At 62.9% G+C, this 26162-nt stretch carries 13 protein-coding genes; all 13 read left to right on the top strand.

Translation table 11 applies throughout. The features are described 5' to 3' along the window. Positions 1-178: 178 nt before the first annotated feature. The 13 genes from VGH98_11495 to VGH98_11435 all read left to right on the top strand — a co-directional run bounded on the left by VGH98_11495 (position 179) and on the right by VGH98_11435 (position 26108). Positions 179-6460, top strand: coding sequence for a HAMP domain-containing protein (locus tag VGH98_11495; GenBank protein HEY2376589.1), 6282 nt, complete (start codon positions 179-181; stop codon positions 6458-6460). Continuing rightward, the gene (locus VGH98_11490; GenBank protein HEY2376588.1) at positions 6445-7317 is read left to right on the top strand and encodes a protein-glutamate O-methyltransferase CheR; all 873 of its coding nucleotides are present in this window, start codon (positions 6445-6447) and stop codon (positions 7315-7317) included. Before VGH98_11495 ends, VGH98_11490 begins: the two co-directional genes overlap by 16 nt. A gap of 17 nt (positions 7318-7334) precedes the next feature. Then, entirely contained in the window at positions 7335-7988 is a 654-nt protein-coding gene (locus tag VGH98_11485; protein HEY2376587.1) for a chemotaxis protein CheB, read from the top strand. Continuing rightward, positions 7985-9841, top strand: coding sequence for an ATP-binding protein (locus VGH98_11480; protein HEY2376586.1), 1857 nt, complete (start codon positions 7985-7987; stop codon positions 9839-9841). Before VGH98_11485 ends, VGH98_11480 begins: the two co-directional genes overlap by 4 nt. A gap of 94 nt (positions 9842-9935) precedes the next feature. Next, positions 9936-10361: a response regulator gene (locus VGH98_11475; protein ID HEY2376585.1), complete on the top strand. Its 426-nt coding sequence runs from the start codon at positions 9936-9938 to the stop codon at positions 10359-10361. Between the two features lie 17 nt (positions 10362-10378). Further along, complete coding sequence (locus VGH98_11470) at positions 10379-12121, top strand: PAS domain-containing sensor histidine kinase (GenBank protein HEY2376584.1); 1743 nt, start codon at positions 10379-10381, stop codon at positions 12119-12121. A gap of 97 nt (positions 12122-12218) precedes the next feature. Then, positions 12219-14981: a 2-oxoglutarate dehydrogenase E1 component gene (locus VGH98_11465; GenBank protein HEY2376583.1), complete on the top strand. Its 2763-nt coding sequence runs from the start codon at positions 12219-12221 to the stop codon at positions 14979-14981. 189 nt (positions 14982-15170) lie between these two features. Further along, a complete protein-coding gene (locus VGH98_11460) occupies positions 15171-17792 on the top strand; it encodes a PIG-L family deacetylase (GenBank protein HEY2376582.1) in 2622 nt (873 codons plus the stop codon). Continuing rightward, positions 17789-18832, top strand: a complete 1044-nt coding sequence (locus tag VGH98_11455; protein ID HEY2376581.1) for an extracellular solute-binding protein — start codon at positions 17789-17791, stop codon at positions 18830-18832. The genes VGH98_11460 and VGH98_11455 overlap by 4 nt, the downstream gene beginning before the upstream one ends. Continuing rightward, complete coding sequence (locus tag VGH98_11450) at positions 18829-19920, top strand: ABC transporter ATP-binding protein (GenBank protein ID HEY2376580.1); 1092 nt, start codon at positions 18829-18831, stop codon at positions 19918-19920. The genes VGH98_11455 and VGH98_11450 overlap by 4 nt, the downstream gene beginning before the upstream one ends. Beyond that, complete coding sequence (locus VGH98_11445) at positions 19917-21563, top strand: iron ABC transporter permease (protein ID HEY2376579.1); 1647 nt, start codon at positions 19917-19919, stop codon at positions 21561-21563. Before VGH98_11450 ends, VGH98_11445 begins: the two co-directional genes overlap by 4 nt. A 1134-nt stretch (positions 21564-22697) precedes the next feature. Continuing rightward, positions 22698-23975, top strand: coding sequence for an NAD(P)/FAD-dependent oxidoreductase (locus VGH98_11440; protein ID HEY2376578.1), 1278 nt, complete (start codon positions 22698-22700; stop codon positions 23973-23975). Between the two features lie 99 nt (positions 23976-24074). Then, positions 24075-26108, top strand: coding sequence for an ATP-binding protein (locus tag VGH98_11435; protein HEY2376577.1), 2034 nt, complete (start codon positions 24075-24077; stop codon positions 26106-26108). Positions 26109-26162 lie beyond the last annotated feature (54 nt).

Genomic DNA, 26162 nt, shown 5'->3' with positions numbered 1-26162 from the left:
TCCGGCATCAGTTTTGAAGAAATGAAGGCGAAGAAGCGCGTCGATCCCGTCGCCACAGGCGAACGAACGACGCGGCATTTTATACGCACCTCATGATCGGGATTCTGTAGACCGAACGACGCGCGAACTGGTTTCGCGAGTCGGTGCCCTCCACTACCCAAATCGCCAGGAGCTGACCGTGGGAGTCGGCGAACGACCGGACTATCTGGAAGAAGAAGACGCGCCAGCGGGCGAGCAACGCGGCGGCAATGGCAAACGTGGACGCCGCCGGCAGAGTGCACGGCGTCGGGCCGCCGGCGATAGCGCTGCCACGAGCGAAGAAGCGAATGGCGACATCGCCGTCGAGCGCGAGCTTCGAGAGCGCCGCGGTGACGCGCCAGAGCGCAGATCTTCGCGCGAGCGTTCGCTGACCCGGCTGCTCGCTGGTCTTCGCTCCATGGACGCTGGGGATTTCTCGGTCCGCCTGGAGCCGAACGGCGATCCGCTGATGGCGGATCTGATCCTCGCCTTCAACAACGTCGCTCAGCGTCACAATCGGCTGACGGATGAGATGGTGCGCATCGCGAGCTCCGTCGGTCGCGAGGGAAAGATGCGCGATCGTGCGTCGATCGGTCCTGCCTCGGGGCAATGGTCGATCTCGGTGGACTCGATCAACAGCCTGATTACCGATCTCGTTCAACCGACGTCGGAGGTCGCCCGCGTTATCAAGGCAGTGGCCGAGGGCGATCTGTCGCAGAAGGTCGAGCTGGAGATCGAGGGGAAGCAGGTGCAGGGCGAGTTCTTCCGCATCGGATCGACCGTGAACCGAATGGTCGATCAGCTCAACGCATTCGCCAGCGAAGTGACACGCGTTGCGCGCGAGGTAGGCACGGAGGGCGTGCTCGGCGGGCAAGCGAACGTGCAGGGCGTGAGCGGGACGTGGAAGGATCTCACGGATTCGGTGAACGCGATGGCCTCGAATCTCACGGGCCAGGTTCGCAACATCGCGCTCGTTACGACGGCGGTCGCGAATGGCGATCTCTCGCAGAAGATCATGGTCGAAGCGAAGGGCGAGGTGCTCGAGCTGAAGAACACGATCAATATCATGGTCGATCAGCTCTCCTCCTTTGCGGCCGAGGTCACTCGCGTGGCGCGCGAAGTGGGCACGGAAGGAATCCTGGGTGGTCAGGCGAGCGTGCAGGGCGTGAGCGGCACGTGGAAGGACCTGACCGACAACGTGAATTTCATGGCCGCGAACCTAACGAATCAGGTTCGCAATATCGCCCTGGTTACGACAGCAGTTGCCAACGGTGATCTCTCGCAAAAGATCATGGTCGAGGCGAAGGGCGAGGTATCGGAACTCAAGAACACCATCAACGACATGGTGGATCGTCTGCGCATCTTCGCAGACGAGGTCACGCGCGTCGCCAAGGAGGTAGGAACCGAAGGCATTCTCGGCGGTCAGGCGAACGTGCCGGGTGTCGCGGGGACGTGGAAGAGCCTCACCGAGAACGTGAACGCGATGGCGGCGAACCTCACGGGACAGGTTCGGAACGTGGCCGATGTCACCACCGCGGTGGCCAAGGGCGATCTGTCGCGAAAGATCACGGTCAGCGCACAAGGCGAGGTGTTGGAGCTCAAGAACACCATCAACACGATGGTGGATCAGCTCAACGCGTTCGCGAGCGAGGTGACCCGCGTCGCGAAGGAAGTCGGTACGGAGGGCAAGCTCGGTGGCCAGGCGCGGGTCGAGGGCGTCGCCGGTACCTGGCGCGACCTCACCGAGAACGTGAATGGCATGGCCGGAAACCTCACGGTGCAATTGCGCGACGTGAGCGCGGTCGCGACGGCCATTGCGAACGGTGACCTAACGAGAAAGATCACCGTCGAGGCGCGGGGCGAGATCCTGCAGATCAAGGACGTCGTCAACCGCATGGTCGATCAGCTGAACGCGTTCGCGGGTGAAGTGATCCGCGTGGCGCGCGAGGTCGGAACCGAAGGCGTGCTCGGTGGACAGGCAAACGTGCCCGGCGTGGCGGGCACATGGAAGAACCTGACCGACAACGTCAACGGAATGGCGAACAACCTGACGATTCAAGTTCGTAACATCGCCGACGTCACGACCGCGGTGGCGAAAGGCGATCTGTCGCGCAAGATCACGGTCGAGGCGAAGGGCGAAGTGCTCGCCCTGAAAAACACCATCAACACGATGGTCGACCAGCTCTCGGCGTTCGCGAGCGAAGTGACACGCGTGGCGCGAGAGGTGGGCACCGAGGGAATTCTCGGTGGGCAGGCCAGCGTGCAGGGTGTGAGCGGAACCTGGAAGGACCTGACCGACAACGTGAACGCGATGGCGTCCAACCTCACCGGACAGGTTCGGAACATCGCTCAGGTGACGACGGCGGTCGCGAACGGCGACCTCTCGCAAAAAATCACCGTCGAGGTGCGCGGTGAAATGTTGGACCTCAAGGACACCATCAACGCGATGGTGGAGAAGCTGCGCATCTTCGCGGACGAGGTGACACGCGTCGCGAAGGAGGTGGGAACGGAAGGGCGGCTCGGCGGACAGGCGAGCGTGCCGGGTGTCGGTGGAACCTGGAAGGACCTGACCGACAACGTGAATGCGATGGCCGGCAACCTCACGGTGCAAGTGCGTAACATCGCCGACGTCACCACCGCGGTCGCGCGCGGCGATCTGTCGCGCAAGATCACGGTCGAGGTGCGCGGCGAAATCCTCGAGCTGAAAAACACGATCAATACGATGGTCGATCAGCTCAACGCCTTCGCAAGCGAAGTCACGCGTGTAGCGCGCGAGGTCGGAACGGAAGGAAAGCTGGGCGGGCAGGCGAAGGTTCCAGGCGCCGGTGGCGTATGGCGCGATCTCACGGACAACGTGAACTCGCTCGCGTCCAACCTCACAGGCCAGGTCCGCAACATCGCTGATGTGTCGACCGCGATAGCGAATGGAGACCTGAGCCAGAAAATCACCGTCGAGGCGCAGGGTGAGGTGCTCAACCTCAAGAATACGATCAACAACATGGTCGACCGGCTGCGTGTCTTCGCGGATGAAGTGACTCGCGTCGCCAAAGAGGTGGGCACGGAAGGAAAGCTCGGCGGCCAGGCCGAGGTACCAGGCGTGGCGGGCACGTGGAAGGCGCTCACCGACAGCGTGAATGCGATGGCCAACTCGCTCACCGTGCAGGTGCGCAACATTGCCGACGTCGCAACGGCAGTAACCAAAGGGGACCTAACGAGACAGATCACCGTCGACGCACAGGGCGAGCTCGATGAGCTCAAGCAGAACATCAATCAGATGATCGGCAACCTGCGCGAGACGACGGAGCGCAACCAGGAGCAGGATTGGCTCAAGACCAACCTCGCGAAGTTCTCGCGCATGATGCAGGGACAGAAGGATCTCGAGTCTGTCTCGCGCCTGATCATGTCGGAGCTGACACCGCTGGTTTCGGCTCACCACGGCGCGTTCTTCATCGGCGAGGGCGACACCGGCGAGCCGAATCTGAAACTGATCGCGAGCTATGCGTATCGCGCGCGCAAGAACGTCAGCAATCGATTTGCGCTGGGCGAAGGACTCGTTGGGCAGGCGGCGCTCGAGAAGCAGCCGATCCTGCTCACGAATGTGCCTGACGACTATATCCAGATTACGTCCGGACTCGGCGAAGCTCCGCCGCGCAATGTCATTGTTCTACCCATTCTGTTCGAAGGAGAGGTCAAGGCGGTCATCGAGCTGGCGAGCTTCCTGCCGTTCAGCATGATCCATCAGACGTTCCTGGATCAATTGGCCGAATCGATCGGCGTCGTGCTGAACATGATTCAGGCGAACATGAGGACGGAGGAGCTGCTCGAGCAATCCCAAAAGCTCACGCAGGAGTTGCAGAGCCAGTCGAAGGAACTGCAGCTGCAGCAAGAGGAGCTCAAGCGGTCGAACACGGAACTCGAGGCGCAGGCCCGCACGCTCCGTCAATCGGAGGAGCTGCTCAAGGAGCAGCAGGAAGAGCTGCAGCAGGTGAACGAGGAGCTCGAAGAGAAAGCGAGCCTCCTCGCCGAGCAGAACACGAAGGTCGAGCAGAAGAATCGCGAGGTCGAATCGGCTCGTCAGGCGCTCGAGGAAAAAGCGCAGCAGCTCGCGCTCAGCTCCAAGTACAAGAGCGAATTCCTCGCCAACATGAGCCACGAGCTCCGGACGCCACTCAATTCGCTACTCATCCTTGCGAAGCTGCTCACGGAGAACAAGGACAAGAATCTCACGGGGAAGCAGGTCGAGTTCGCGCAGACGATCTACTCGTCAGGCACGGATCTCCTCAACCTCATCAACGACATTCTCGATCTGTCGAAGGTCGAGGCGGGGAAGATGGAGGTGAACGCGATCGACGTTCCCGTGCGCGATATCACGGACTTCGTGGAACGCACGTTCCGGCCAGTCGCCGAGCAGAAGGGCCTCAATTTCGCGCTCGAGGTGGCGCCCGACGCGCCGTCGCCGATCTACACCGATGGTCAGCGACTTCAGCAAGTACTCAAGAACCTGCTTTCGAACGCGTTCAAGTTCACCGAGCGCGGCGGCATCTCGCTGACGATTCGGCGCGCCGACAAGGGACGACGCTTCGCGTCACGCTCGCTCGATCGCGCCGAGGAGGTGATCGCCTTCGGCGTGAAGGACACCGGCATCGGCATCGCTCGCGATAAGCAACAGCTAATCTTCGAGGCGTTCCAGCAGGCGGACGGAACGACGAGTCGCAAGTACGGCGGCACGGGCCTCGGGCTCTCGATCAGTCGAGAGATCGCGCGTCTGCTTGGCGGCGAGATCCACGTCGAGAGCACGACGGGACAGGGAAGTACCTTCACCCTGTTCCTTCCCGCGCGATACCACGAGCAGGACCGTCGCCGACTGGAGGACGAGCTGACCGCGATGCCGCGGCAGGATCGGCTTCGCTCACAGCCGTCTCTCGAGCGGTCTGCGCCGCGCGCCGCCTTACGAGAAGCCAGCGCCACACCGGCGCAGCAGCCACCCTCGCCGGCGCGCGATGTCGAGCGCAGACCGATGCCCTCGGCCACGAATACTGGCGCGGCGACGACGAGCGCGTCATCGGTCTCGACGGCGGCTGCGGTCGCGCCGACGGAATCCGCGAAAACCGAGCCCGCGGATGAATGGAAGCTGCCCGACCTGTCGTCGATTGGAATGGAGCAGACGACGACCAATGATGCGGGCGTGGATACGCTCGAGCCGCCGATGGAGGACCTGCCGCGGCCACACGGTTTCGAGGACGATCGCGACGATCTGCAACCGGGCGATCGCGTCGTGCTGATCATCGAAGACGACGCCAGCTTCGCGCATATTCTGCTCGATCTCGCGCGCGACAAAGGGTTCAAAGGCATCGTCGGCCACGATGGTGAGGTTGGCCTCCAATTGGCGCACGCGTATCAAGCAGACGCCATCACGCTCGACATCGATATGCCGGGCATCGATGGCTGGGCGGTGCTCGATCGGCTCAAGCATCATCCGGACACGCGACACATCCCGGTCCACATCATCACCGGAATTCGCGAGCGTCAGCAGGGAATGAAAGCGGGTGCCATCGCATATCTCGAGAAGCCCGTGACGAAGGAAGCGCTCGACGAATCGTTCAATCGGATCTCGCAGTTCATCGATCAGCAGGTGAAGCGGCTGCTTGTCGTCGAGGACGACGACGCGCAGCGAAAGAGCATGATCGAGCTGATCGCGCACGAGGACGTCGAGATCACGGCCGTTGCGACGGCGGAGGAAGCGCTGCACGAGCTCTCGCAGACACACTACGACTGCATGGTGCTCGACCTCGGACTCAAGGGTGGCCAGGATGGTTTCCAGCTGCTCGAGACGGTGAAGGGCGATCCGGAGAAGCGCGATCTGCCGATCATCATTTACACCGGCAAAGAGCTAACACCCGAAGAGGAGACACGGCTCCGGCGCTTCGCGGATACGATCATCATCAAGGATGTGAAGAGCCCGGAGCGCCTGCTCGACGAGACCGCGCTCTTCCTGCATCGAGTCGAGGCCAAGCTGCCCGAGCAGAAGCGGCGAATGCTCGAGCGGCTGCACAATGCCGACGCGGTGTTCGCGGGCAAGCATGTGCTCATCGTCGATGACGACGTGCGTAACATCTTCTCGCTGACGAGCGTGCTCGAGGATCATGGCATGCGCGTCTCGTTCGCGGAGAACGGCAAGTACGCCATCGATCTGCTGAAAGGCGCATCGGACGTCGATCTCGTGCTGATGGACGTGATGATGCCGGAAATGGATGGCTACGAGACCACGCGCGCGATTCGTCAGATTCCGGAACTGCGCAATCTGCCGATCATCGCGCTCACCGCCAAGGCGATGAAGGGTGACCGTGAGAAGTGCATCGCCGCCGGTGCCTCGGACTATATCACGAAACCCGTCGATACCGAACAGCTTCTCAGTTTGATGCGAGTATGGCTGTACCGGTAACACCGAGCAAGGCGCTCACCGGGCCACCTGTCGCCTACAACTCGGATCTCGAGCGACTCGAGATCGAGCTGTTGCTCGAGGGGATATTCCGGCATTACGGCTTTGACTTTCGCTCGTACGCGTACGCTTCGATCAGGCGCCGGCTGTGGAAGCGCATCGAGGCCGAAGGCCTGCGCACGATCTCGGAGCTGCAAGCGCGCGTGCTTCACGATCCGGAAATGATGGAGCGGCTGCTGCTCGACCTCTCCGTCAACGTGACGGCGATGTTCCGCGATCCGGGCTTTTACCGAGCCTTTCGCCAGATCGCCATCCCGTTATTGCGGACGTGGCCCTTCGTTCGCATTTGGCACGCAGGCTGTTCTACGGGCGAGGAAGTCTACTCGATGGCGATTCTGCTCAGCGAAGAAGGACTGTACGAGCGGTCTCGCCTCTACGCGACAGACATCAACGACGTCGTATTGCGGCAGGCGAAAGCGGGAATCTTCCCGCTCAATCGAATGCAGGAATACACGGAGAACTACATCCGGGCGGGCGGGAAGCAGTCGTTCTCCGAGTACTATACTGCGAAATACGACGGAGCACTGTTCAGCCCGAATCTCACTCGGAATGTCGTATTCTCGCAGCACAATCTCGTCACGGATCGGTCATTTTCTGAGTTCAACGTCATCTTCTGCCGTAATGTCCTGATTTACTTCGATCGCGAACTGCAAGACCGCGTGCATGCCTTGTTTTACGAGAGTCTTTCCATGTTCGGAGTGCTCGCTCTTGGGTCCAAGGAGACGTTGCGCTTCTCGAAGTACGAGCCTTGCTACGAGAAACTGCACGCGCGGGAAAAGATGTACCGAAAGGTGAAATAATTCTTCGGCATTAACCCGTGGCATACTCGATCGTGGTCGTCGGCACCTCCTGGGGCGGTCTCAACGCACTTCGCGAGCTGGTGGGCAAACTGCCGGCGGATTATCGACTGCCGACTGTTCTGGTGCAGCATCGCCATCGTGACTCCGATCACCTGCTGAGCACGTTTCTGCAGGAGCGAACGAAGCTCATCGTTAGCGAGGTCGAGGACAAGATGCCGATCGAGCCGGGAATGCTGTTCGTCGCGCCAGCGGACTACCACCTCCTCATCGATCGCGATGTCTTCGAGTTGTCCACGGATTCGCCTGTCCGTTACAGCCGGCCGTCGATCGACGTGACGTTCTATTCCGCCGCCGACGCGTACGGCTCGGCAGCCATCGGCGTGATTCTGACCGGCGCGAACTCCGACGGATCACGCGGACTTAGGCGCATTTTTGACCGAGGCGGCCTCGCCCTGGTCCAGGATCCAAGCACGGCCGAGAGCCCGGCGATGCCCTCCGCGGCAATTCGATGCGTCCCGGGCGCTCAGGTGCAAACGATCGCGCAGATCGCAACGACGCTGTGCGACGTCGATGCCACAACGAAGGCCGAAAAGGGCGCGCGCGGGCCCAGCGCGGCATTCGATCGCGGCGCTGATTCGCTGCGCCGCGGCGCGCCGCCAGGAGGCGCGTGAACGGCAGGCAGCTCTCGCCTAACGGCAACCGCGCGCCGTCCACCGCGCGCCAACCGGAGACGACGCCTGCGGCGGCGGCCGACCAAGTCGATATTCTCATCGTCGACGACCGCGCTGAGAATCTGCTTGCCCTGGAGGCCATCCTCGAGCCGCTCCATCAGCACCTCGTGCGGGCGTCGTCTGGTGAGGAGACGCTCCGCCGGTTGCTCGAACGCGACTTCGCGCTGATTCTACTCGATGTGCAGATGCCGGGAATGAACGGCTTCGAGACGGCGCGCATCATCAAGTCGCGCGAACGCACGAAGTCCATCCCCATCATCTTCCTCACGGCGATCAACAAGGAAGAGGCGTACGTCTTCGAAGGCTACTCGGTCGGCGCCGTGGATTACCTGTTCAAACCGTTCCAACCGGAGATTCTTCGCTCGAAAGTCGCGGCCTTTGTCGATCTCTACGTGCGCCAGCGCAACGTCGCGGCGAAGGAAGCGCTCGTGCGCGAGAGTGAGCGTCGCGAGATGGAGTTGCGGCACATGCGCGAGCTCTGGGAGTCGCAGGCTCGCTTTCGTGAAGTTGTGACTTCGGCGCTCGACGCGATCATTCTGTTCGACGAAGCTGGCAGAATTACCCTCTTCAATTCAGCGGCGGAGGCGATGTTCGGGTGCACGAGCGCGGAAGCGGTCGGCACACCGATCACGCGCTTCTTCGCGGCCGAAGCGCAATCGGTTCGGGAGCTCGAGCTCTTTGCTGAGGACCGCGACGGGAACGACCCGAAGCGGCCGGACCCGGCGACGAGCACGCTCGAGCTCACGGCACAGCGCCCGTCGGGAGAGTCGTTCCCGATCGAGGCATCCGTCTCGCTGCTCAAGTCCCGGGAAGACCGGACGTACACGCTCATCTTACGTGACGTCTCAGAGCGCGTTCGTCATGAGGAAATGCTCAAGCAGCAGGCCGTCTCGCTCGCGAGTACGATGAGCGAGCTCAAAGCACTCAACGACGAGCTGAACGAGCGCCAGCAGGATCTCGAACGGGCGATGACGGCACGCAGTCGCTTCTATGCATCGATGAGTCATGAACTGCGCACGCCGATCAATGCCGTGCTCGGCTATAGCACGTTGCTGCTCGAGAACATCTATGGTCCCCTGAACGAGAAGCAGCGCGAAGGCATCGAGCGCACCCACAAGGCCGCAAAGCATCTGCTCGAGCTCGTGAACGATGTCCTCGATCTCTCCAAGATCGAAGCGGGAAAGATCGATCTCCGATTACAGCCCGTGAGCTTCCCCTCGATCATCGAAGATCTGTTCGTCACGGTCCGTCCCCTCGCCGACCAGTACGGCTCAACGCTTCGCATCGAGCACACCGGCGATTCGATTCGCGTCGTGTCTGATCCGCGTCGCGTTCGTCAAATTCTGCTCAACTTGCTGTCGAATGCAATCAAGTTCGGCCGTGGAAAGCCGATTCGCGTTGCGCTCACGCGTCGCGATGACAATGGCATCGTCATCGAGGTGATCGACGAAGGCGAGGGAATAGCGCCCGACGATCAGGAGCGCATCTTCCAGGAATTCGTGCAGCTCGGTAAAACGCAGCTCACCGAGGGCACGGGGCTGGGATTACCGATCTCACGTCGGCTGGCGGAGCTCCTGCGCGGCTCCTTGACATTACATTCAGAGCTGGGACGCGGCAGCACGTTTCGTCTTTCGCTCCCCGCAACCGCGGAGCGAGCGACCACGGCGCGCATGCCCGACCAGGACATGACACCGACTCCCGCAGACGATCGCGTCGGGCGACCTGTGTCTCGCGATGATACAGGAGAGATGAATGCGCCCGAGCCGCATACCGCGAGTCGCATCGCAAGCTGAGTCAGAACAATTCACTTCGGGTGATACACATCACGCCGCCGAGACCCGCACATCAACTGAACAAACGAGTCGGTCATCGGTATATTGACCAACTATGCGTGTGCTCTGCGTCGGGCGACATCCGTATCTCAGTGATCACCTCTGCCGTTTCTTCACTGCGCTGGGCGTGAACACGCACGCTGGCGTCGGGCTCCAAGATGCAATGGAAGCGGCCGCTGCGTACCAGCCGGATGCGGTAGTCTGTGATTACGACCTGCTCGCGACGATTCCATTGGATGGTTGGGAACGCGACCCACTCCTCTCACGCCTTCCGGTGATCGCGGTAAGCTTGACACGGCGGCCTGCGGAAGTGCATTTGCTGGACGTGAACGGCATCGCGGGCTTTCTCTACCTGCCGACGCTGGAAGCCGAACAAGCGTTGCAGATGCTCGGCGCGGCGGCCTCATGGCGTCGCGCTGCGGTAACGGCGCCCGCTTCGTTGCCTTGGCCGGCGCTTCGCGCCGCACGAATTCCCTCGTGACCTCGTAGGACGTAGACGTGAATCGCGACGATCGGGACGTTACGGAAGCGTCCCGCCTGTCGGCTGCGAGGGTGCGGCCGATTGATGACGGCGCTCAGTCCGCCGAGCCTGGAGATCGCTCTCGGGTTCGCGAGACGGATACGACGTCGAAGACGCTGCCGCCGCTCGCGGACTCAATTCCGCAGCGCGATGTTCGGGTCGACGCCGCCGCTGTGCTCGACGCCCTCGGGAGCGCCATCGCCGTCGTCGGCGCGGATTGGCGCATCCTCATGTTGAATCGGCAGTGGGAGCGGATCTTCGGTCGTGCCGCCGCCGAATGTACGCGGCGAGATCTTTTCGCCGCGTTTCCGTTTTTTGAGGAAGAGTACGCGGCTCAGATGCTCCGCGCCGCGCGCGCGGACGGGACCACTCGCCATTTCGACCTCGAACTCTCATACACGAATGGCATTGAACGCTACGGCGTTCGCGCCGTATGCAGCGTTGATGAGCGACTCATCATCGAGGTGACGGAAGCAGTTCCGGCGGGTAGTAGAGAGGATGCCGCCGAGCGGAGCGCGGAGAACGCGGCCCTTCGTCGTCTCGCTCGGCAGATGGCCGCGATCGCGGACACCAGCGAACTACTCGATCTGTTGTGTTCCGCAGCTGCGGAACAGTGCGACGCGACCGGAGCGGCCGTACTCCGTGGCGCTGGGAGTGAAGGCGAGGTCGTGTCGGCCGCGGGCGCGATGACGCTGGGTCTCAAGCGTCGCTTTTCCCTCGACGGGTCGGTCGCCAAGGAAGCGCTCGAGAGTGGCGGCGTAGTTTCCGTCGAGAACTTCACGGCGTCGCAACGTCCGTTGGCGCGCATCGTACCGGAGCTTCGTATCGGGCCGATGCTCGCCGCTCCGCTGATCGCGCACGAGCGCTTGTTAGGCATTCTCACTGTCGTCCGCGGCGATCGTGCGGCGGCATTTTTGCCAACCGAAGCGCAGCGATTGCGCGTCATCGCGGACCATGCGGCGCTCGCGATGTGGAAGGCGGAGCTGCTCGAGCAATCACGCGCCGCGGATCGCGCCAAGGGACGCTTCCTCGCGACGATCTCGCACGAGCTGCGGACGCCGCTCACCGCCCTCACCGGATACGAGGAACTCCTGGCGGATGAAGTCATGGGTCCGCTCACCGAGTCACAGACCGACGTCCTCGAGCGCATGCGCTCGGTGACACATCACTTGACCGTGATGATCGAGGAGGTGCTCGCATTCTCGAGCATCGAAGCGGGAGGTGAAGTCGTCAGGCCAACTGAGTTTCTGGCTGAGGATCTGGTCCGCGCGGCCGCCGCGATCGTCGAGCCGCTCGCGCGACAAAAGCTCCTGCGCCTGGCCTGCGATTTTCCCGCCGACCCCGTTCGCCTCACGAGTGACGTCGACAAGGTGCGCCAGATCATCGTCAATCTCGCGGGGAATGCGGTGAAATTCACCGACGACGGCGAGGTTCGCATCGTGTTGAGCGAAATCCACTCGTCAGGCGAGGCCGAGGGTGACGAGCGGCGCGAGGTGCGCATCGCCGTGAGGGACACGGGATCGGGGATCTCGCCCGAGGATGCGCGTCGACTCTTCCGTCCGTTCTCGCAGGTCGATGCCGGCCTCACTCGCCGGCATGGTGGGACTGGGCTTGGTCTCTACATCTCACAGCGACTCGCCCAGTTGCTGGGCGGACGCATTGACGTCGAGTCCGAGCTTGGCGCTGGCTCGACCTTTACGCTCGCGCTTCCGGCAGACTAACGGCCGTCGCTCGCGCTGCGCGCTCGCTCCTGATCCTCTCGCGGAACTGCGGGATTTGGATTGCGAGTACATTTGGAAAGCCCAATCGCTTCTGATCATGAGCTCCTTACCGATTAGCAGTGTCTTCAACGACGGCTACGTCGCCGAGATGTACGATGCATATCGCCGCGATCCGGCTTCGGTCGAAGAATCGTGGCGACAGTTCTTTCGTTTTGCCGAGTCGCTCGCCGGCACCAGCGGGCCGAGCGGAGTAGACGAGTCGCTCCTTCGTAAGGTCGCCGGCGCCGCCGCATTGCTCGGCGCCATTCAGCGCTACGGTCACCTTGCCGTTCAGCTCGATCCGCTCGGCGCTCCACCACTCGGTGCGGCCGAGCTCAAGCCTGAGTTTCATGGAATAACCGAATCGGACCTTGGCGAGATTCCGGCGACGGCGCTCGCCGACGCGCACACGAGTACACAGCTCACGGGCACGGCAGCCGACGTCGTGCAGCATATGCGCGAACTCTACTGCGGCACGATCGGCTTCGAGTTCGATCACCTCGAGGAGGAAGCGGAGCGTGACTGGTTCCGGCGCGCGATCGAGGAGCGACAAGTGACGGCGCCGTTGACCCCGGACGAAAAGCGCCACGTGCTGCAGCGGCTCACCGAAGTCGACGGCTTCGAGCGGTTCCTCGGCCTCGCGTTCGTGAACGTGAAACGGTTCTCGATCGAAGGCGTTGACGCGCTCGTGCCGATGATCGACGAGGCCATCGAGCGCGGTGCGCTCGTCGGCGCGCGTTCGGTGGTTGTCGGCATGGCGCACCGCGGCCGGCTCAATGTGTTGACGCACATTCTCAACAAGCCGGTGCAGTCGCTGTTCGAGGAGTTCCTTGGCCATCACGGTGATACGAACTCGGCCAGTGGCAGTGGCGACGTGAAGTACCATCTGGGTTACCGCAGCGAGCGCCACATCGAAGATGTTGGAACGGTGGAGCTGGAGCTCGCTCCGAATCCGAGTCACCTCGAATTCGTCAACCCGGTGCTACAGGGTTCGGCGCGCGCCAAGCAACGTATCGAGGGCGGAGCTCCCGGCCAGCGCGATGAATCGCGAGTGCTGCCGATTCTCGTCCACGGCGACGCGGCCTTCCCAGGGGAAGGCGTCGTTGCTGAAACACTAAACCTGGCGATGCTGGAGGGCTATCGAGTCGGCGGAACGCTGCACATCATCGCGAACAATCAGGTCGGTTTCACGACCGATCCGCACGAGAGCCGGTCCACGTACTACGCCAGCGATCTCGCGAAGGGGTTCGAGATTCCTGTGGTGCATGTCAACGCGGATGACGCCGAGGCGTGTCTTCACGCCGTTCGGCTCGGGATCGCGTACCGGCAGCGCTTCCATAAGGACTTTCTCATCGACGTTGTCGGCTACCGACGGCACGGGCATAACGAAGCCGATCAGCCAAGCTTCACACAGCCGAAGCTCTATGAACTGATCAAGACGCATCCGTCGCCGCGGCAGGTCTGGGGCGCGCGCCTCGTACGCGAGCGCGTCCTGACCGAGGACGACGTGCAGGCGATGGACCGCGACGTCGCCGATCAGCTCGAGCGGATCTTCGCCGAAACGAAGAACGCCGATACGGACGAGTATCCGATCGCCCGGGCCGAAGAGCCCAAGTCGACCGAGGTGCGCGAAACGGCGGTGCGGTCCGAGCAGCTGGTCGCGCTCAATGAGCAACTGCTCATCTGGCCGTCGACGTTCAAGCTTCACCCGACGCTGCAGCGTACGCTGCCTCGTCGTCGCGACGCCATTCACAACGGCGGCATCGACTGGGGGCACGCCGAAGCACTCGCGTTCGCGTCGCTCCTCGCGGATGGATTCAACGTGCGGCTCACGGGTCAGGACACTGAGCGCGGAACGTTCTCGCATCGTCAGGCGGTCCTGCACGACGCGAACACGGGCGAGCGCTACACTCCCCTCGCCAAGCTCCCACAAGCACGTGGAACGTTCGAGATCTATAACAGCCCGCTCTCGGAGACGGCGGTGATGGCCTTCGAGTATGGCTTCAGCACGGCCGCGCCTAACGACCTGGTGCTCTGGGAGGCGCAGTTCGGCGACTTTGCGAACGTCGCGCAGCCCATCGTCGATCAATTCCTCGCCGCGGATCGCGCGAAATGGGAACAGGACTCGGGGCTCGTCCTTCTACTGCCACATGGCTATGAGGGACAGGGGCCGGAGCACTCGAGCGCACGCCTCGAGCGCTACCTGCAGCTCTGCGCCGAGAACAATCTCATGGTGGCCTACCCGTCGAGCCCGGCGCAGTACTTCCATATACTGCGGCGCCAGGCGGTGCGGCCGAGCAAAAGGCCGCTGATCCTCATGCAGCCGAAATCGCTGCTGCGTCTTCCCGCGGCGGCGTCGAAGCTCGAGGAGTTGGCGACGGGGAGCTTCCGTCCGCTCATCGACGATGCAACCGCAAGCCGCCGGCGCGATGAGGTTCGTCGCCTCGTCCTCTGCACCGGCAAGATCTACTACGACCTGATCGAGAAGGAGCGTCCGGCGGGGCTCGCAATCGTTCGCATCGAGGAACTATATCCGTGGCCGCAGAACGTGGCGCGAATCGTCGATCAGTACCCGAACGTCGAGGAGGTCGTCTGGGCGCAGGAAGAACCGAAGAATATGGGAGCGTGGACCTACGTGTCGCCGCGGTTGCGCGCCGACATCGGCACCGTGCTTCCCTTGCGCTACATCGGGCGTCCCGAACGGGCAGCTCCGGCAGAGGGATACCACAATTCTCACGTGCAGGAACAGTCGCGCATCGTGAGTGACGTGCTCACCGTACCCGCGCCGTCGGGACGACGAAAGGCCGGTGCTGCTAGGTGATCTGGTGGTTGGTGCGGGGCTATTGGTGGTTGGTTCTTGGGTTAGTGATTGGGCGCCGGCGAGCGAAGCTCGCCGGCCTTCCTTTTCCACCAACGACGACCAACCAGCACCAACACCGATCGCAAGCCCTGACATTTCCCATTCCTGCCATGCCTGTGATCTCTGGCGCACGCTCATACTTTTCGACGCATGATTCGAGGCAGATTCATCGCGGCGCTTGCCGCCGTTGCTCTTATTTCCTCTCGCAGCTTCGCTCAGCAAGGGAGCGTTGCCGATCTCGGTGAGCTCATTCACGGGCTCGGTGTGAACACGCGCGTCCTCGTCATCGGTGCGCATCCCGACGACGAGGACACACAACTCATCACATGGCTCGCGCGGGGCCGGCAGGTTGAAACGGCGTATCTCTCGCTGACCCGCGGCGACGGCGGACAGAATCTTATTGGCAATGAGCTCGGTGAGGCACTCGGCGCCATTCGCACCGAGGAACTCCTTGCCGCGCGGCGAATCGATGGCGGCCACCAATACTTCACGCGTGCGTACGATTTCGGGTTCTCGAAAAGCGCCGAAGAGACCTACAAGCACTGGCCCAAGGACTCGATTCTCCGCGACGTGGTGAGCGTCGTGCGCGACTTCCGGCCACACGTCATCGTCGCGGTGTTCAGCGGTACGCCACGTGACGGCCACGGACATCACCAAGTGTCCGGCCTGTTGGCGCGAGAGGCGTTCGATCTTGCGGGAGATAGCGTGCGTATGCCGAGAAGCGCGACGCATGGGCGCGCGCCGTGGACGCCGCTCAAGTTCTATCGCTCGTCGCGCTTCGGTGGCGAATCGACATATCGTTTCGACGTCGGCGAATACTCGCCATTGCGCGGGGAGTCGTACGCCGAGATGGCGGCGGAAAGCCGCTCGCAGCACAAGTCGCAGGCGTTCGGGACGTTGCATCGAAAGGGCGTGATCATGGACGGCGTACGGCTGGAGGCATCGCGCGTCAGCCAGGTCACGCCGGGAATGACGGAGGCGTCGCTCTTCGATGGCATCGATACGACGTGGGCTCGCGTCGAGCACGAAACGAAGGGCTCGCGCGGCGCGATCGATTCCATGCCCACTGCGATTGCGGCAGCGGCTCGTGCGTTCGATCCGCTCGTACCGGAGAAGCTGCTGGAGCCACTCGGACGCGTTAGAAGGCTGGCGAAAGCGGCCGCGAACGCGCGGAATCCGGACGTCGAAGCAGTGCTGGCCGAGCTCATTCGTCGCGTGGAGCGGGCGATTGTGCTGGCGTCGGGCATCGGCATCGAGGCAGTCGCGGATCATGAGACGTGGGCCGTCGAGGAGCCGGTGCGCCTCGCGACGAACGTATTCAATAGGACTCGCACGTTGCCGGTGAATGTCGGGGTGTCGTTCGACGGACGCGCGCTGTCGGTGCGCGACGCCCGTTCCGTCGCGCCGCTCACGAGCGCGCAGTTGGTCGACACGTTAGGCTCCAACACGCTTGCTCCAACGCAGCCCTGGTGGCTCGTGCGTCCGCGCACCGGGGATATTTTCGGCACGCCGATCCTCGCATACCCGGAGGATCGTCTGCATGGACTGGCCGCGACTCTATCGGGTGACGTCGGCGGCGTGTTCTTCAGCGTCGTACAGCCAGTCGTGTATCGTTTCGCGGATCCCGTGAAGGGCGAGATCCAACGGCCGATTGCGATCGTGCCGGCTGTGAGCGTGACCGTCGATCAGCCGATCCAGTACGTTCCGGCCAATAAGCCATTCGAACGCATCGTTAGGGTCGAGCTGCGGTCGGCAAGTAGTCACCCCCGCACTGTACGAGTCTCGCTCTCGTTGCCATCTGGCCTAACGGCAGATTCAGCGTCGCAAACGATCGGCCTGCCGGACTACGCGGGAAACTTCGGGGGCGAAGGGGAACCTCGGGGGATTCCCGGCGGACGCGCGGTCCCTGGGAATTCGCCCACTCGCACCGTGGAGTTCCGCGTGAGCGGGACGCTGCCGGCGGGCAGGCACACGATCGCCGCAATGGCCGAGAGTGAAGGTCGACGCTACGCGGACGGATACACACTCGTCGAGTACGATCACATCCGGCCACAGCGACTCTTCCGCGGCGCGACGCTCGAGATGAGCGCCGTCGACGTGCAGATCGCGTCCGGCCTCAGGGTCGCGTACATCCCCGGCGTCGGCGACAATGTTGCGCCGATGCTCGAGCAACTCGGTATTCCGCTCACGGTCATCGAGCCGGCGAAGCTGGCCGGTGTCGACCTGTCGGCGTTCACGACGGTCGTGGTCGGGCCCCGTGCGTACGAGTCGAGTCCCGCGCTGGTTGCCGCCAATCCAAAGCTGCTCGACTTCGCGCGGCAAGGTCACACACTCGTCGTTCAGTACGGCCAGTTCGAGATGGCGAACGCAGCGATGATGCCGTATCCGATCACGATCGTTAGGCCTGGCGATCGCGTCACCGAGGAAGACGCGGCGGTACGCGTTACCGATCCGGCGTCACCGATCCTCAACGCGCCGAACCGTATCGGCCCTGCGGATTGGAACGGGTGGGTTCAGGAGCGCACCTTGTACATGCCGCGCACCCACGACGAGCGCTACCGCACGATGATCTCGATGAACGATACCGGCGAGCCGCCGAACGACGGCGCCATCCTCGTTGCGCCGTTGGGCAAAGGCACGTACGTCTACACGACGCTGGCCCTCTTCCGGCAATTGCCGGCTGGTGTTCCGGGTGGCGCACGTATCTTCGCCAATTTGCTCAGCGCCGATCATCGCTCGGCTGGCACTCCGTCCACCCCGCCAAAGCCGTGATCGCTCGCCGCACTCGACGATCGTGGTCCGCGCTGCTGCTCGCACTGGCGACATCGTGCGGCGGCGATTCCCGGACGCCGCTCGTGGTGTACTCCCCACACGGCAAGGACCTGTTGCAGTACTACCAGCAGGCCTTTGAGAAGGAGCATCCGGATGTGAACGTCCAGTGGGTCGACATGGGCTCTCAGGACGTGCTCGATCGGCTGCGCTCGGAGCGCGCCAATCCGCAAGCCGATGTCTGGTTCGGCGCTCCATCCGAGACGTTCGCCCGAGCCGCGAACGAGGGATTGCTCGAGCCGTATCGACCATCGTGGGCGTCGGTGATGCCTGACGAAGCCCATGATCCCAAAGATCTCTGGTACGGCACGTATCTGACACCCGAGGTCATCGCGTATAACTCCCAACTCCTCTCAGCGGCCGAGGCCCCTAAAGATTGGGACGATGTGCTCGATCCGAAGTGGAAAGGGAAGATCATTATTCGAGATCCCATTCCCAGCGGCTCGATGCGCGCCATATTCGGCGCGATCATTCTTCGTGAACTCAAGCGCACCGGTTCGACGGCGGCCGGTTTCGATTGGCTACGACGTCTCGACGCGAACACCAAGGAGTACGTCATCAGCCCGACGATGCTCTATCAGAAGCTGGGCCAGCGGGAGGGTGTGTTGAGTTTGTACGACATGCCGGATATCGAGACGCTCCGTCAGACGACCAAGTATCCGATCGCCTCGCGGATTCCCTCTTCTGGTACGCCGCTCCTCGTCGAGGGGCTTGCCGTCGTTCGTGGCACTCGGCACGCCGCGCTCGCGAAGCAGTTTTACGAGTTCGTAACCACGCCTGGCGCTCTCAAGATCGCCGCCGAGCGATTCGTGCGAATGCCAGCGCGCCCGGATATCCCGAACGACTCGCTCCCGGCGTGGATTCGTGAGGCGCGCGCTCAGATCCGTCCGATGCCGCTCGACCGTCGGATGCTGGCGGATAGCCTCGACAGCTGGATGAACTACTGGGATGCACACGTGCGCAACTGCTGCCGGGCGCGGTGACGCTCGTCGTCGAGCGGCTCACCCGACGCTTCGCCGACGCCGACCGGCCGGCGGTCGACGACATGTCATTCACCGTCGGCGAGGGCGAAGTCCTCGCGCTGGTTGGCGCGTCCGGCTCCGGCAAGACGACGACGCTGCGCCTGATCGCGGGCTACGAGCATCCCGACGCGGGGCGGATCGTGCTCACCGATCGCTTCGGCGGATCGCCGCGCGAGATCACCGCCATGCAACCGCAGCGCCGTGGCTTCGGAATGGTCTTCCAACACTACGCGCTTTTTCCGCACATGAGCGTGACCGAGAATATCGCGTTCGGTCTCGAAGCGCGCGGTGTGAGCAAGCGCGAGCGAGTGGAGCGCGCTCGTCAGGCACTCGATCGCGTCGGCCTGGCCGATGTGGGACCCCGGGCCGTGCAATCGCTTTCGGGCGGTGAGCAGCAGCGTGTCGCACTCGCGCGCGCGATCGTGATCGATCCGCCAGTGCTCCTGCTCGACGAGCCGCTCTCGAACCTCGACCCGGCGCGTCGACAGGAGACGCGCGAGTGGTTGCGCCTCAAACTGCACGAGCTCAACTCGATCGCGATCTTCGTGACGCACGATCAGGAAGACGCGTTCGCCATCGCCGATCGGATGGCGGTGATGCACGAAGGAAGGCTGCTGCAGCTCGGGACGCCTGACGAGTTGTATCGTCGACCGAGCTCGATTCACGTTGCCGACTTCATTGGACGGTCGACGCTCGTCGCGGCGCGACGCGACGGAAACCAGGCGTGTGTCACCTTGAACGGCGTCACACAGCACGCGCCCATCGCGTCGATGCCCGGTACTCCCGCGAGTGACGTCCCGCTCGTGGCGGTGATCCGCCCCGAGATGCTCGACCTGTGTCCGCCCGACGCGCCCGACGCGTGGCACGGTCATGTGGACGCCTGTCGTTATGCGGGTGCGTATTACGTGTATCGAGTGTCAGTTCCGGCAACGCCTCGCGGCGATCGCGACCACATCTTCGAGATCGAGAGCGAGGAGGGCTGTTTCGGTGAACAAGCTGACGTGGGAATCAAGTTGATGCCCAAGGCGGTCGCGCTGGTCCGACCATGAAGCGGCGATTCGTCGTCGCAACGATCCTCATGCTCGCGCTCCTCGTGTGGAGCGTCGTACTGCCTAACGTATCGGTCATCGTCGGTAGCTTCACCCACGGGCTGGCCGACTGGCGCGCCTTCGTCGCCAGTCCGGCCGACCGGGAGGCGCTCTGGAGTACGCTGGTCATTTCCGTTGGCTCCGTCGTTGCCGCGCTGATCATCGGCCTTCCCCTCGCGTTTCTTCTCGGACGCTTCGACTTTCGAGGACGTCGCGCGCTGAGCGCTGTTGCGACGTTACCAGCCGCGCTTCCCCCGCTCGTCGGCGTGATTGCCTTTCTCTTTCTGTACGGAGAGAGCGGAGTCGTCACGCGAGTCGTACAACGCGTGCTCGGCCTCGATCACGCGCCCTGGTCGCTCACTGGCTTATCGGCAATCGTCTTCGTCCATGCGTATACGATGTACGTGTACGTGTTCTTGTTCGTCGCAGCGGGACTCGAGCGATACGACACGACGCTGGACGAAGCCGCGGCGGGCCTCGGTGCAACGCGCGGTCGAACGCTGCGTCGTATAACGTTGCCGCTGCTGATGCCATCGATCGCCGGCGCGATGCTTCTCGTATTCATGAGCTCACTCGGCTCGTTCAGCGCGCCGTACATCTTTGGCGGCGGCCAGCGCGTGCTCGCGACACAGATTCTCGTGTCGAAGCTCAATGGATCGATGGGCCTCGCCTACGTCGAAACGACCGTCCTCGCGCTCGCCGCGGTCGCGGCGTTGCTGGCGCTGCGCTGGCTCGAGCGGAGGCGTCGTTACGCACTCACAGGTAAGGGGAAGACAACACGCGACGTCGTCCGCTCGCGAGCGGCGCGCGTACTGGCCCCCGTTGCCGCGCTCATTGTTGTGACGTTTCTCGTACTGCCGCACGCGATGGTCGTGCTCGTCTCATTCGCCCGCGACGGTGCGTGGACCACGCAGATACTTCCTCCCGAGTACACGCTCGACAACTTCCGGAGACTCGCCACCGATCCCGAGCTCTGGCGTCCGATCACCAACAGCGTCGGCATGTCGGCATTCGCGACCGCGGCCAACGTCGTCGTCTGCTTTGTCGCGGCGTACCTGATCGTTCTCACGAGAGCGCCGGGGCGGCGGCTGCTTCAAATACTCGTCGTGCTTCCGTGGGCAATTCCCGCGACCGCGATCGCACTCGGTCTCGCGGCGACGTTCGACGTCAGCAAACCGCTCGAGGGAAGAATCCTCCTCGTCGGCACCTTCTGGATCCTTCCGCTCGCGTACTTTGTCCGCAATGTGCCGGTGGTGACGAGCGCGGTCGAAGGATCGCTGCGTCAGATGGATCCTTCACTCGAGGACGCGGCGCGTGGCCTCGGCGCGTCGTGGCTTCTGGCGATGCGCCGCGTCGTCGTCCCGGCCGCGCGCCCGGGCCTCGTCGCCGGAACCATGCTCGCCGCGATCGCTGCCGTCGGCGAGTTCGTCGCGAGCGTCGTGCTCTACACGCACGCCAACCGGCCAATCTCGATCGAGATTCTTGCACAGCTGCGGTCGTTGTCGTTCGGAACAGCGGCCGCCTATTCAGTGTTGCTCATTGCCCTCGTGCTGGCGATTACGTTAGGCGCTCGGCTTGCCGAGGGACGAGTCGAGCGTTTCTAGGCTTGGGCTCCCAGGGCCGCCCGTTCGCCGCGTGTGTGCGTGCTTCGCGTCAGTGGGAATGCGGCTGGGACGCGCTGCTCGGCGACTCCGAAAGGTTGTGATGGGCTGGGGAAAGGTTGCGACACGTCGCAGAAACGCTGCGGTCGATCGAGCCGACGTTACACACGAGCGTAGAAAGATTGCCGCCGCTGCTGCAAACGTTGGAGCCGCGTGTACAAAGGTTGCACTCGAGCCTGCGAACGTTGCGCTCGAGCCTGCAAGCGCTGCCCACGAGCGTGCAAACGTTGTCGCCGCTCCGGGAAACGTTGCCGCCGATCCTGCAAGCGTGGCACTCGCGAGTTCAAACATTGCACTCGAGCGTGGAACCGTCGCGGTGCATTGCGCGAACGTTGCAGTCGATCGTCCGAACATCGCCGTCGAGCTGGCAAACGTTGCCGGCGATCGGGCACGTATCAGAGCCGATAGTGCAAACGATGGCGTCGATCGAGCCAAGAGCAGCGTGAATCGAGCCAAGAGTAGCGGCGATCGAGCCAAGAGCAGCGGCGATCGAGCCAAGAGTAGCGGCGATCGAGCCAAGCGCAGCGGCGATCGAGCAAAGCGCAGCGGCGATCGAGCAAGGAGTAGCGTCGATCGAGCAAAGAACAGCGTCGATCGAGCAAAGCGCAGTGCCGATCGAGCAAAGCGCAGCGCCGTTTCAGCAAATCTCAGCGTCGATCGAGCAAGTGGCGGCGGCGCTAGAGAAAATAGCAACGCCGATGGAGCAAATGGAATCGCCGACGGGGCAAACGGCAACGCCGAGGGAGCAAATGGCACTGCCGATCGAGCAAACGACAGCGGTGATCGAACGGCAGTGCCGATCGAGCAAATAAAAGTGGGGCTGGACCAACTGGCAGCGCCGGTCAAGCAAATTGCAGGCAATTCAGCAAGTCTCAGCGGCGATCGAACAAACGGCGGCGCCGGTCGAGAAAAACCCAGCGTCGATCGTGCAACGCTCAGGGTCGATCGTGCGAACGTCGCTGTCGATTGTGCTGCCAGAACTGGCGCCCGCTCACATCATTCGGCTTCCTATGCGCTGATTTGTCCTAGATCTACAACCCACGTACTGGCCCTCTACATTTCTATGAAGATCTCGCGATGAAACTACCGCGCGTCCTCATCATCGGTGCGGGCTTTGGCGGTCTCTATGCCGCGCGCGAATTTCGCGACACGCTAACCGATCTCACCGTCGTCGATCGCTCCAATCACCACACCTTCCAGCCGCTCCTGTATCAGGTGGCGACGGCCGTGCTCGCGCCGTCGGACATCACGGCGCCCATCCGCTGGCTGCTGCGGAAGCAGAAAAACACGGAAGTTCTCATGGCCGAGGTCGAGCGCGTCGATCCCGATCGCCACGTGGCCGTGTTGGATGATGGCAGCGAGCTGCCTTACGACTACATCATTATCGCCGCCGGCGCGCGGCATTCATACTTCGGCCACCCGGAGTGGGAATCGCTCGCACCCGGTCTCAAGAGCATCGACGACGCGCTCGAAATTCGGAGACGCTTTCTCTCAGCCTTCGAGGAGGCGGAGAGAACGACCAACGAAGCGGAACGTGAGGCATTTTTGACGTTTGTTATCGTCGGCGGCGGACCCACTGGCGTCGAGCTGGCCGGCATGCTCCCGACCATCGCGCGTCACACGCTGCGTGGCGATTTTCGTCGCATCGACACGGCGAAAGCGCGTGTGATACTCCTCGAGGGCGGACCGCGCATTCTGCCCACTTTTCCCGAAGACCTCGCAAGGCACGCCGAGCAAGACCTGCGAGAGTTGGGCGTCGACGTGCGGACCTCGACGATTGTGACATCGGTCGAACCCGACGGCGTGCGCATCGGAGATCAACATATTGTCGCGCGCACTGTCCTCTGGGCTGCTGGGAACACAGCTTCGCCAGTCGGCCGACTACTTGGCCCCAAGGTGCCGCTGGATCGCGCGGGACGCGTGCTCGTTCGCTCCGACCTCAGTGTGCCCGATCATCCGGAAATCTTCGTCGTTGGCGATCTCGCTCTGATGTCGACGGCCGGTGAGACAGTACCTGGAGTTGCGCAGGGTGCGATTCAGAGCGGACGCGCCGCAGCGCGGAATATCCTGCACACGATTCGCGGTGAAGGGCGGCGCGATTTTCGATACCGAAACAAGGGCGATTTGGCGACCATCGGTCGCTACAAGGCAATTGCCGATTTCGGCCATGGCATTCACATCTCAGGACATCCGGCGTGGTGGTTCTGGCTCTTCCTGCACATCTTGTATCTCGCCGGTTTCCGCAATCGGCTCAGCGTTCTGGTCGAGTGGGGGTATGCGTTTTTCAGATATGGACTTGGGGCACGCTTGATCACCCATGATTCCGATCGCCGGCAATGGGGCCGGAAGAGCTGAACACTGTACGCTTGGGCACGTGTCATTGACACGGTTGCGCCCCCCATCCATCGTGGACGGGCTGCCAGTTGCATCCACGACTCATCCCGCCGAGCCACCGTGCCGCACTCCAATTCCGACGTGGACCGCAGTCGACAGACCGTCCCGTCGGAGATCGCTCGCCTCGAGCTTCTCTTTGAGGCGGTCCCTCTCGCGTTCGCGACCTTCGACGCCGATCTGAGGCTTGTTACCGCGAATACGCGGTATCGAGAGCTCACCGGTCTGGACGTCGCGGGCGCCGCGCAGCGCGCGATCTACGACGCATTTCCGAACGCGCTCGCCGATCTCACCGACCAGATCGACAGTGCGCTCGACGGTGTTCCCGTCGTCGCGGCGCGTATACCATTCCAGACGCGAGCTGGTCGTCGGCTCATCGAGGTCACCTTCACGCCGCTGGCCGAGCCGACTCGCCGCGGCGGGACCGCCAAAGCTCGCGGACTACTCTTCGCCGGCATAGATGTCACCGAGCGAGAGGAGTTGCGTGAAGACCTCGCACGAAGCGTCGCGCAGCTCGAGTCGATTTTCGACGTCATTCCCGACTCGGTCCGCGTCGTCGATACCGAAGGAAGAACCGTTCGCTCGAACGCGCAGGCATTGCACGACCATCCGACGGGACAGCCCTCGACCTTGCGTGAGCTCTGGCAACTCGATCGACCACGAACGATTGATGGGACGAGCCTCTTCATGCACGAGCATCCGACGGCGCGGGCGCTGCGCGGTGAGCGCGTCCGCGGTGAGACGCTTGCCGTGAAGCGTGGTCCCGATGGCCGGCAGGTCATTATCGAGGTGAACTCGAACCCGCTATACGACGAACACGGAAAGATTCGGGGCGCGGTCACCGTCGAGCGCGACGTGACCGTCAAGACGCAACTCGCCAGGCAGCTCGAGGAAGAAGCGCGTCGAACTGCCGAGCTCTACGATCGCGTATCGACTGAAGCCGAACGACTCGAGAAGATGGTCGAGGAGCGCACCGCGGAAGTACTCGCTCTGCAGGAAGCCAGAGCGCGAGAGCGACGTCTGGCCGCTGTCGGTCAGTTGGCCGCGGGCGTTATGCACGACGTGAACAACGCGCTCAACCCGATCATGGCTGCGGCGTATCTCCTCCAGGCGAGCGCCAACAATCCCGACAAGGTCCGCGACTATGCCGACCGAATCGCGAAAGCCGCCGAGACGGGCGCGGCGACGGCGGCGCGCGTTGGTCGTTTCATCAGGCAAGAGCCACTGCAGGGAGAAAGCGAAGAGCTCGTAGATCTCTCGCAGGTAAGCGACGAGGTCGTGGCGATGACTCGGCCGCTCTGGGCCGAGCGCGCGAGGGGCGGAGTGGTACAATTCGAGCGCAACCTTGCGGGCGGCGTCATGGTGCGTGGTATCGCCGGCGAATTGCGTGAGGCGTTGCTCAACCTCGTGCAAAACGCGCTCGATGCCATGGCCGGCGGCGGTACGCTCTCGATTCGGACGTATTCGACCGGGGGCGAAGTCAGCGTCGAGGTTCGGGACACCGGTGTCGGTATGTCGGCCGAGGTGCGCGAACGTGCCTTCGAGCCGTTCTTTACCACGAAAGGCAAAGCGGGCACAGGCCTCGGCCTCGCAGAGGTTTACGGTATCGTCAAGCGGCACCGGGGCCACGCCGAGATCGAATCGATGCCTGGCGTTGGGACGACCGTCCGTCTTGTGTTTCCTGTCGCGGTCGTGGGTGGGACGGCCGTCGCCGTCGAGCAGCAGGCGCGGACGCGCGCCCCACGTCACGTACTTCTGGTGGAAGATCACACCGACAGCCGCGAGTTCATGCAAGCATTACTGGAGTCCGACGGGCATACGGTCGATACTGTGACGTGTGTGCGCGATGCCACAGCAAAGCTCGAGTCGGCCGCAAAGAATGGCGGGACGCCCTATCACGTTCTCGTAACGGACATTGGCTTGCCGGACGGTAGCGGATGGGACCTGATCGCCGTTGTGCGAGAACGCTGGCCGACGTTGCGAATTGGCGTCGTGACGGGATGGGAGCCGCGTGCGACCGCTGGCACGGAGGGAGACTTCGTACTGCGTAAACCAGTTCGTACGTCGGAGCTACTGGCTCGCGTGGCTGGAGCATGAACATCGACTCGATTTCACAGCGCAACGAAGAGGGTTCGGTGCCGCAGGGCGTCC

The sequence above is a fragment of the Gemmatimonadaceae bacterium genome (assembly GCA_036496605.1).
Classification (GTDB): Bacteria; Gemmatimonadota; Gemmatimonadetes; order Gemmatimonadales; family Gemmatimonadaceae; genus AG2.
The sequence above is the reverse complement of the archived record's forward strand: the minus strand, read 5'-3'. Positions and strand labels throughout refer to the sequence as shown.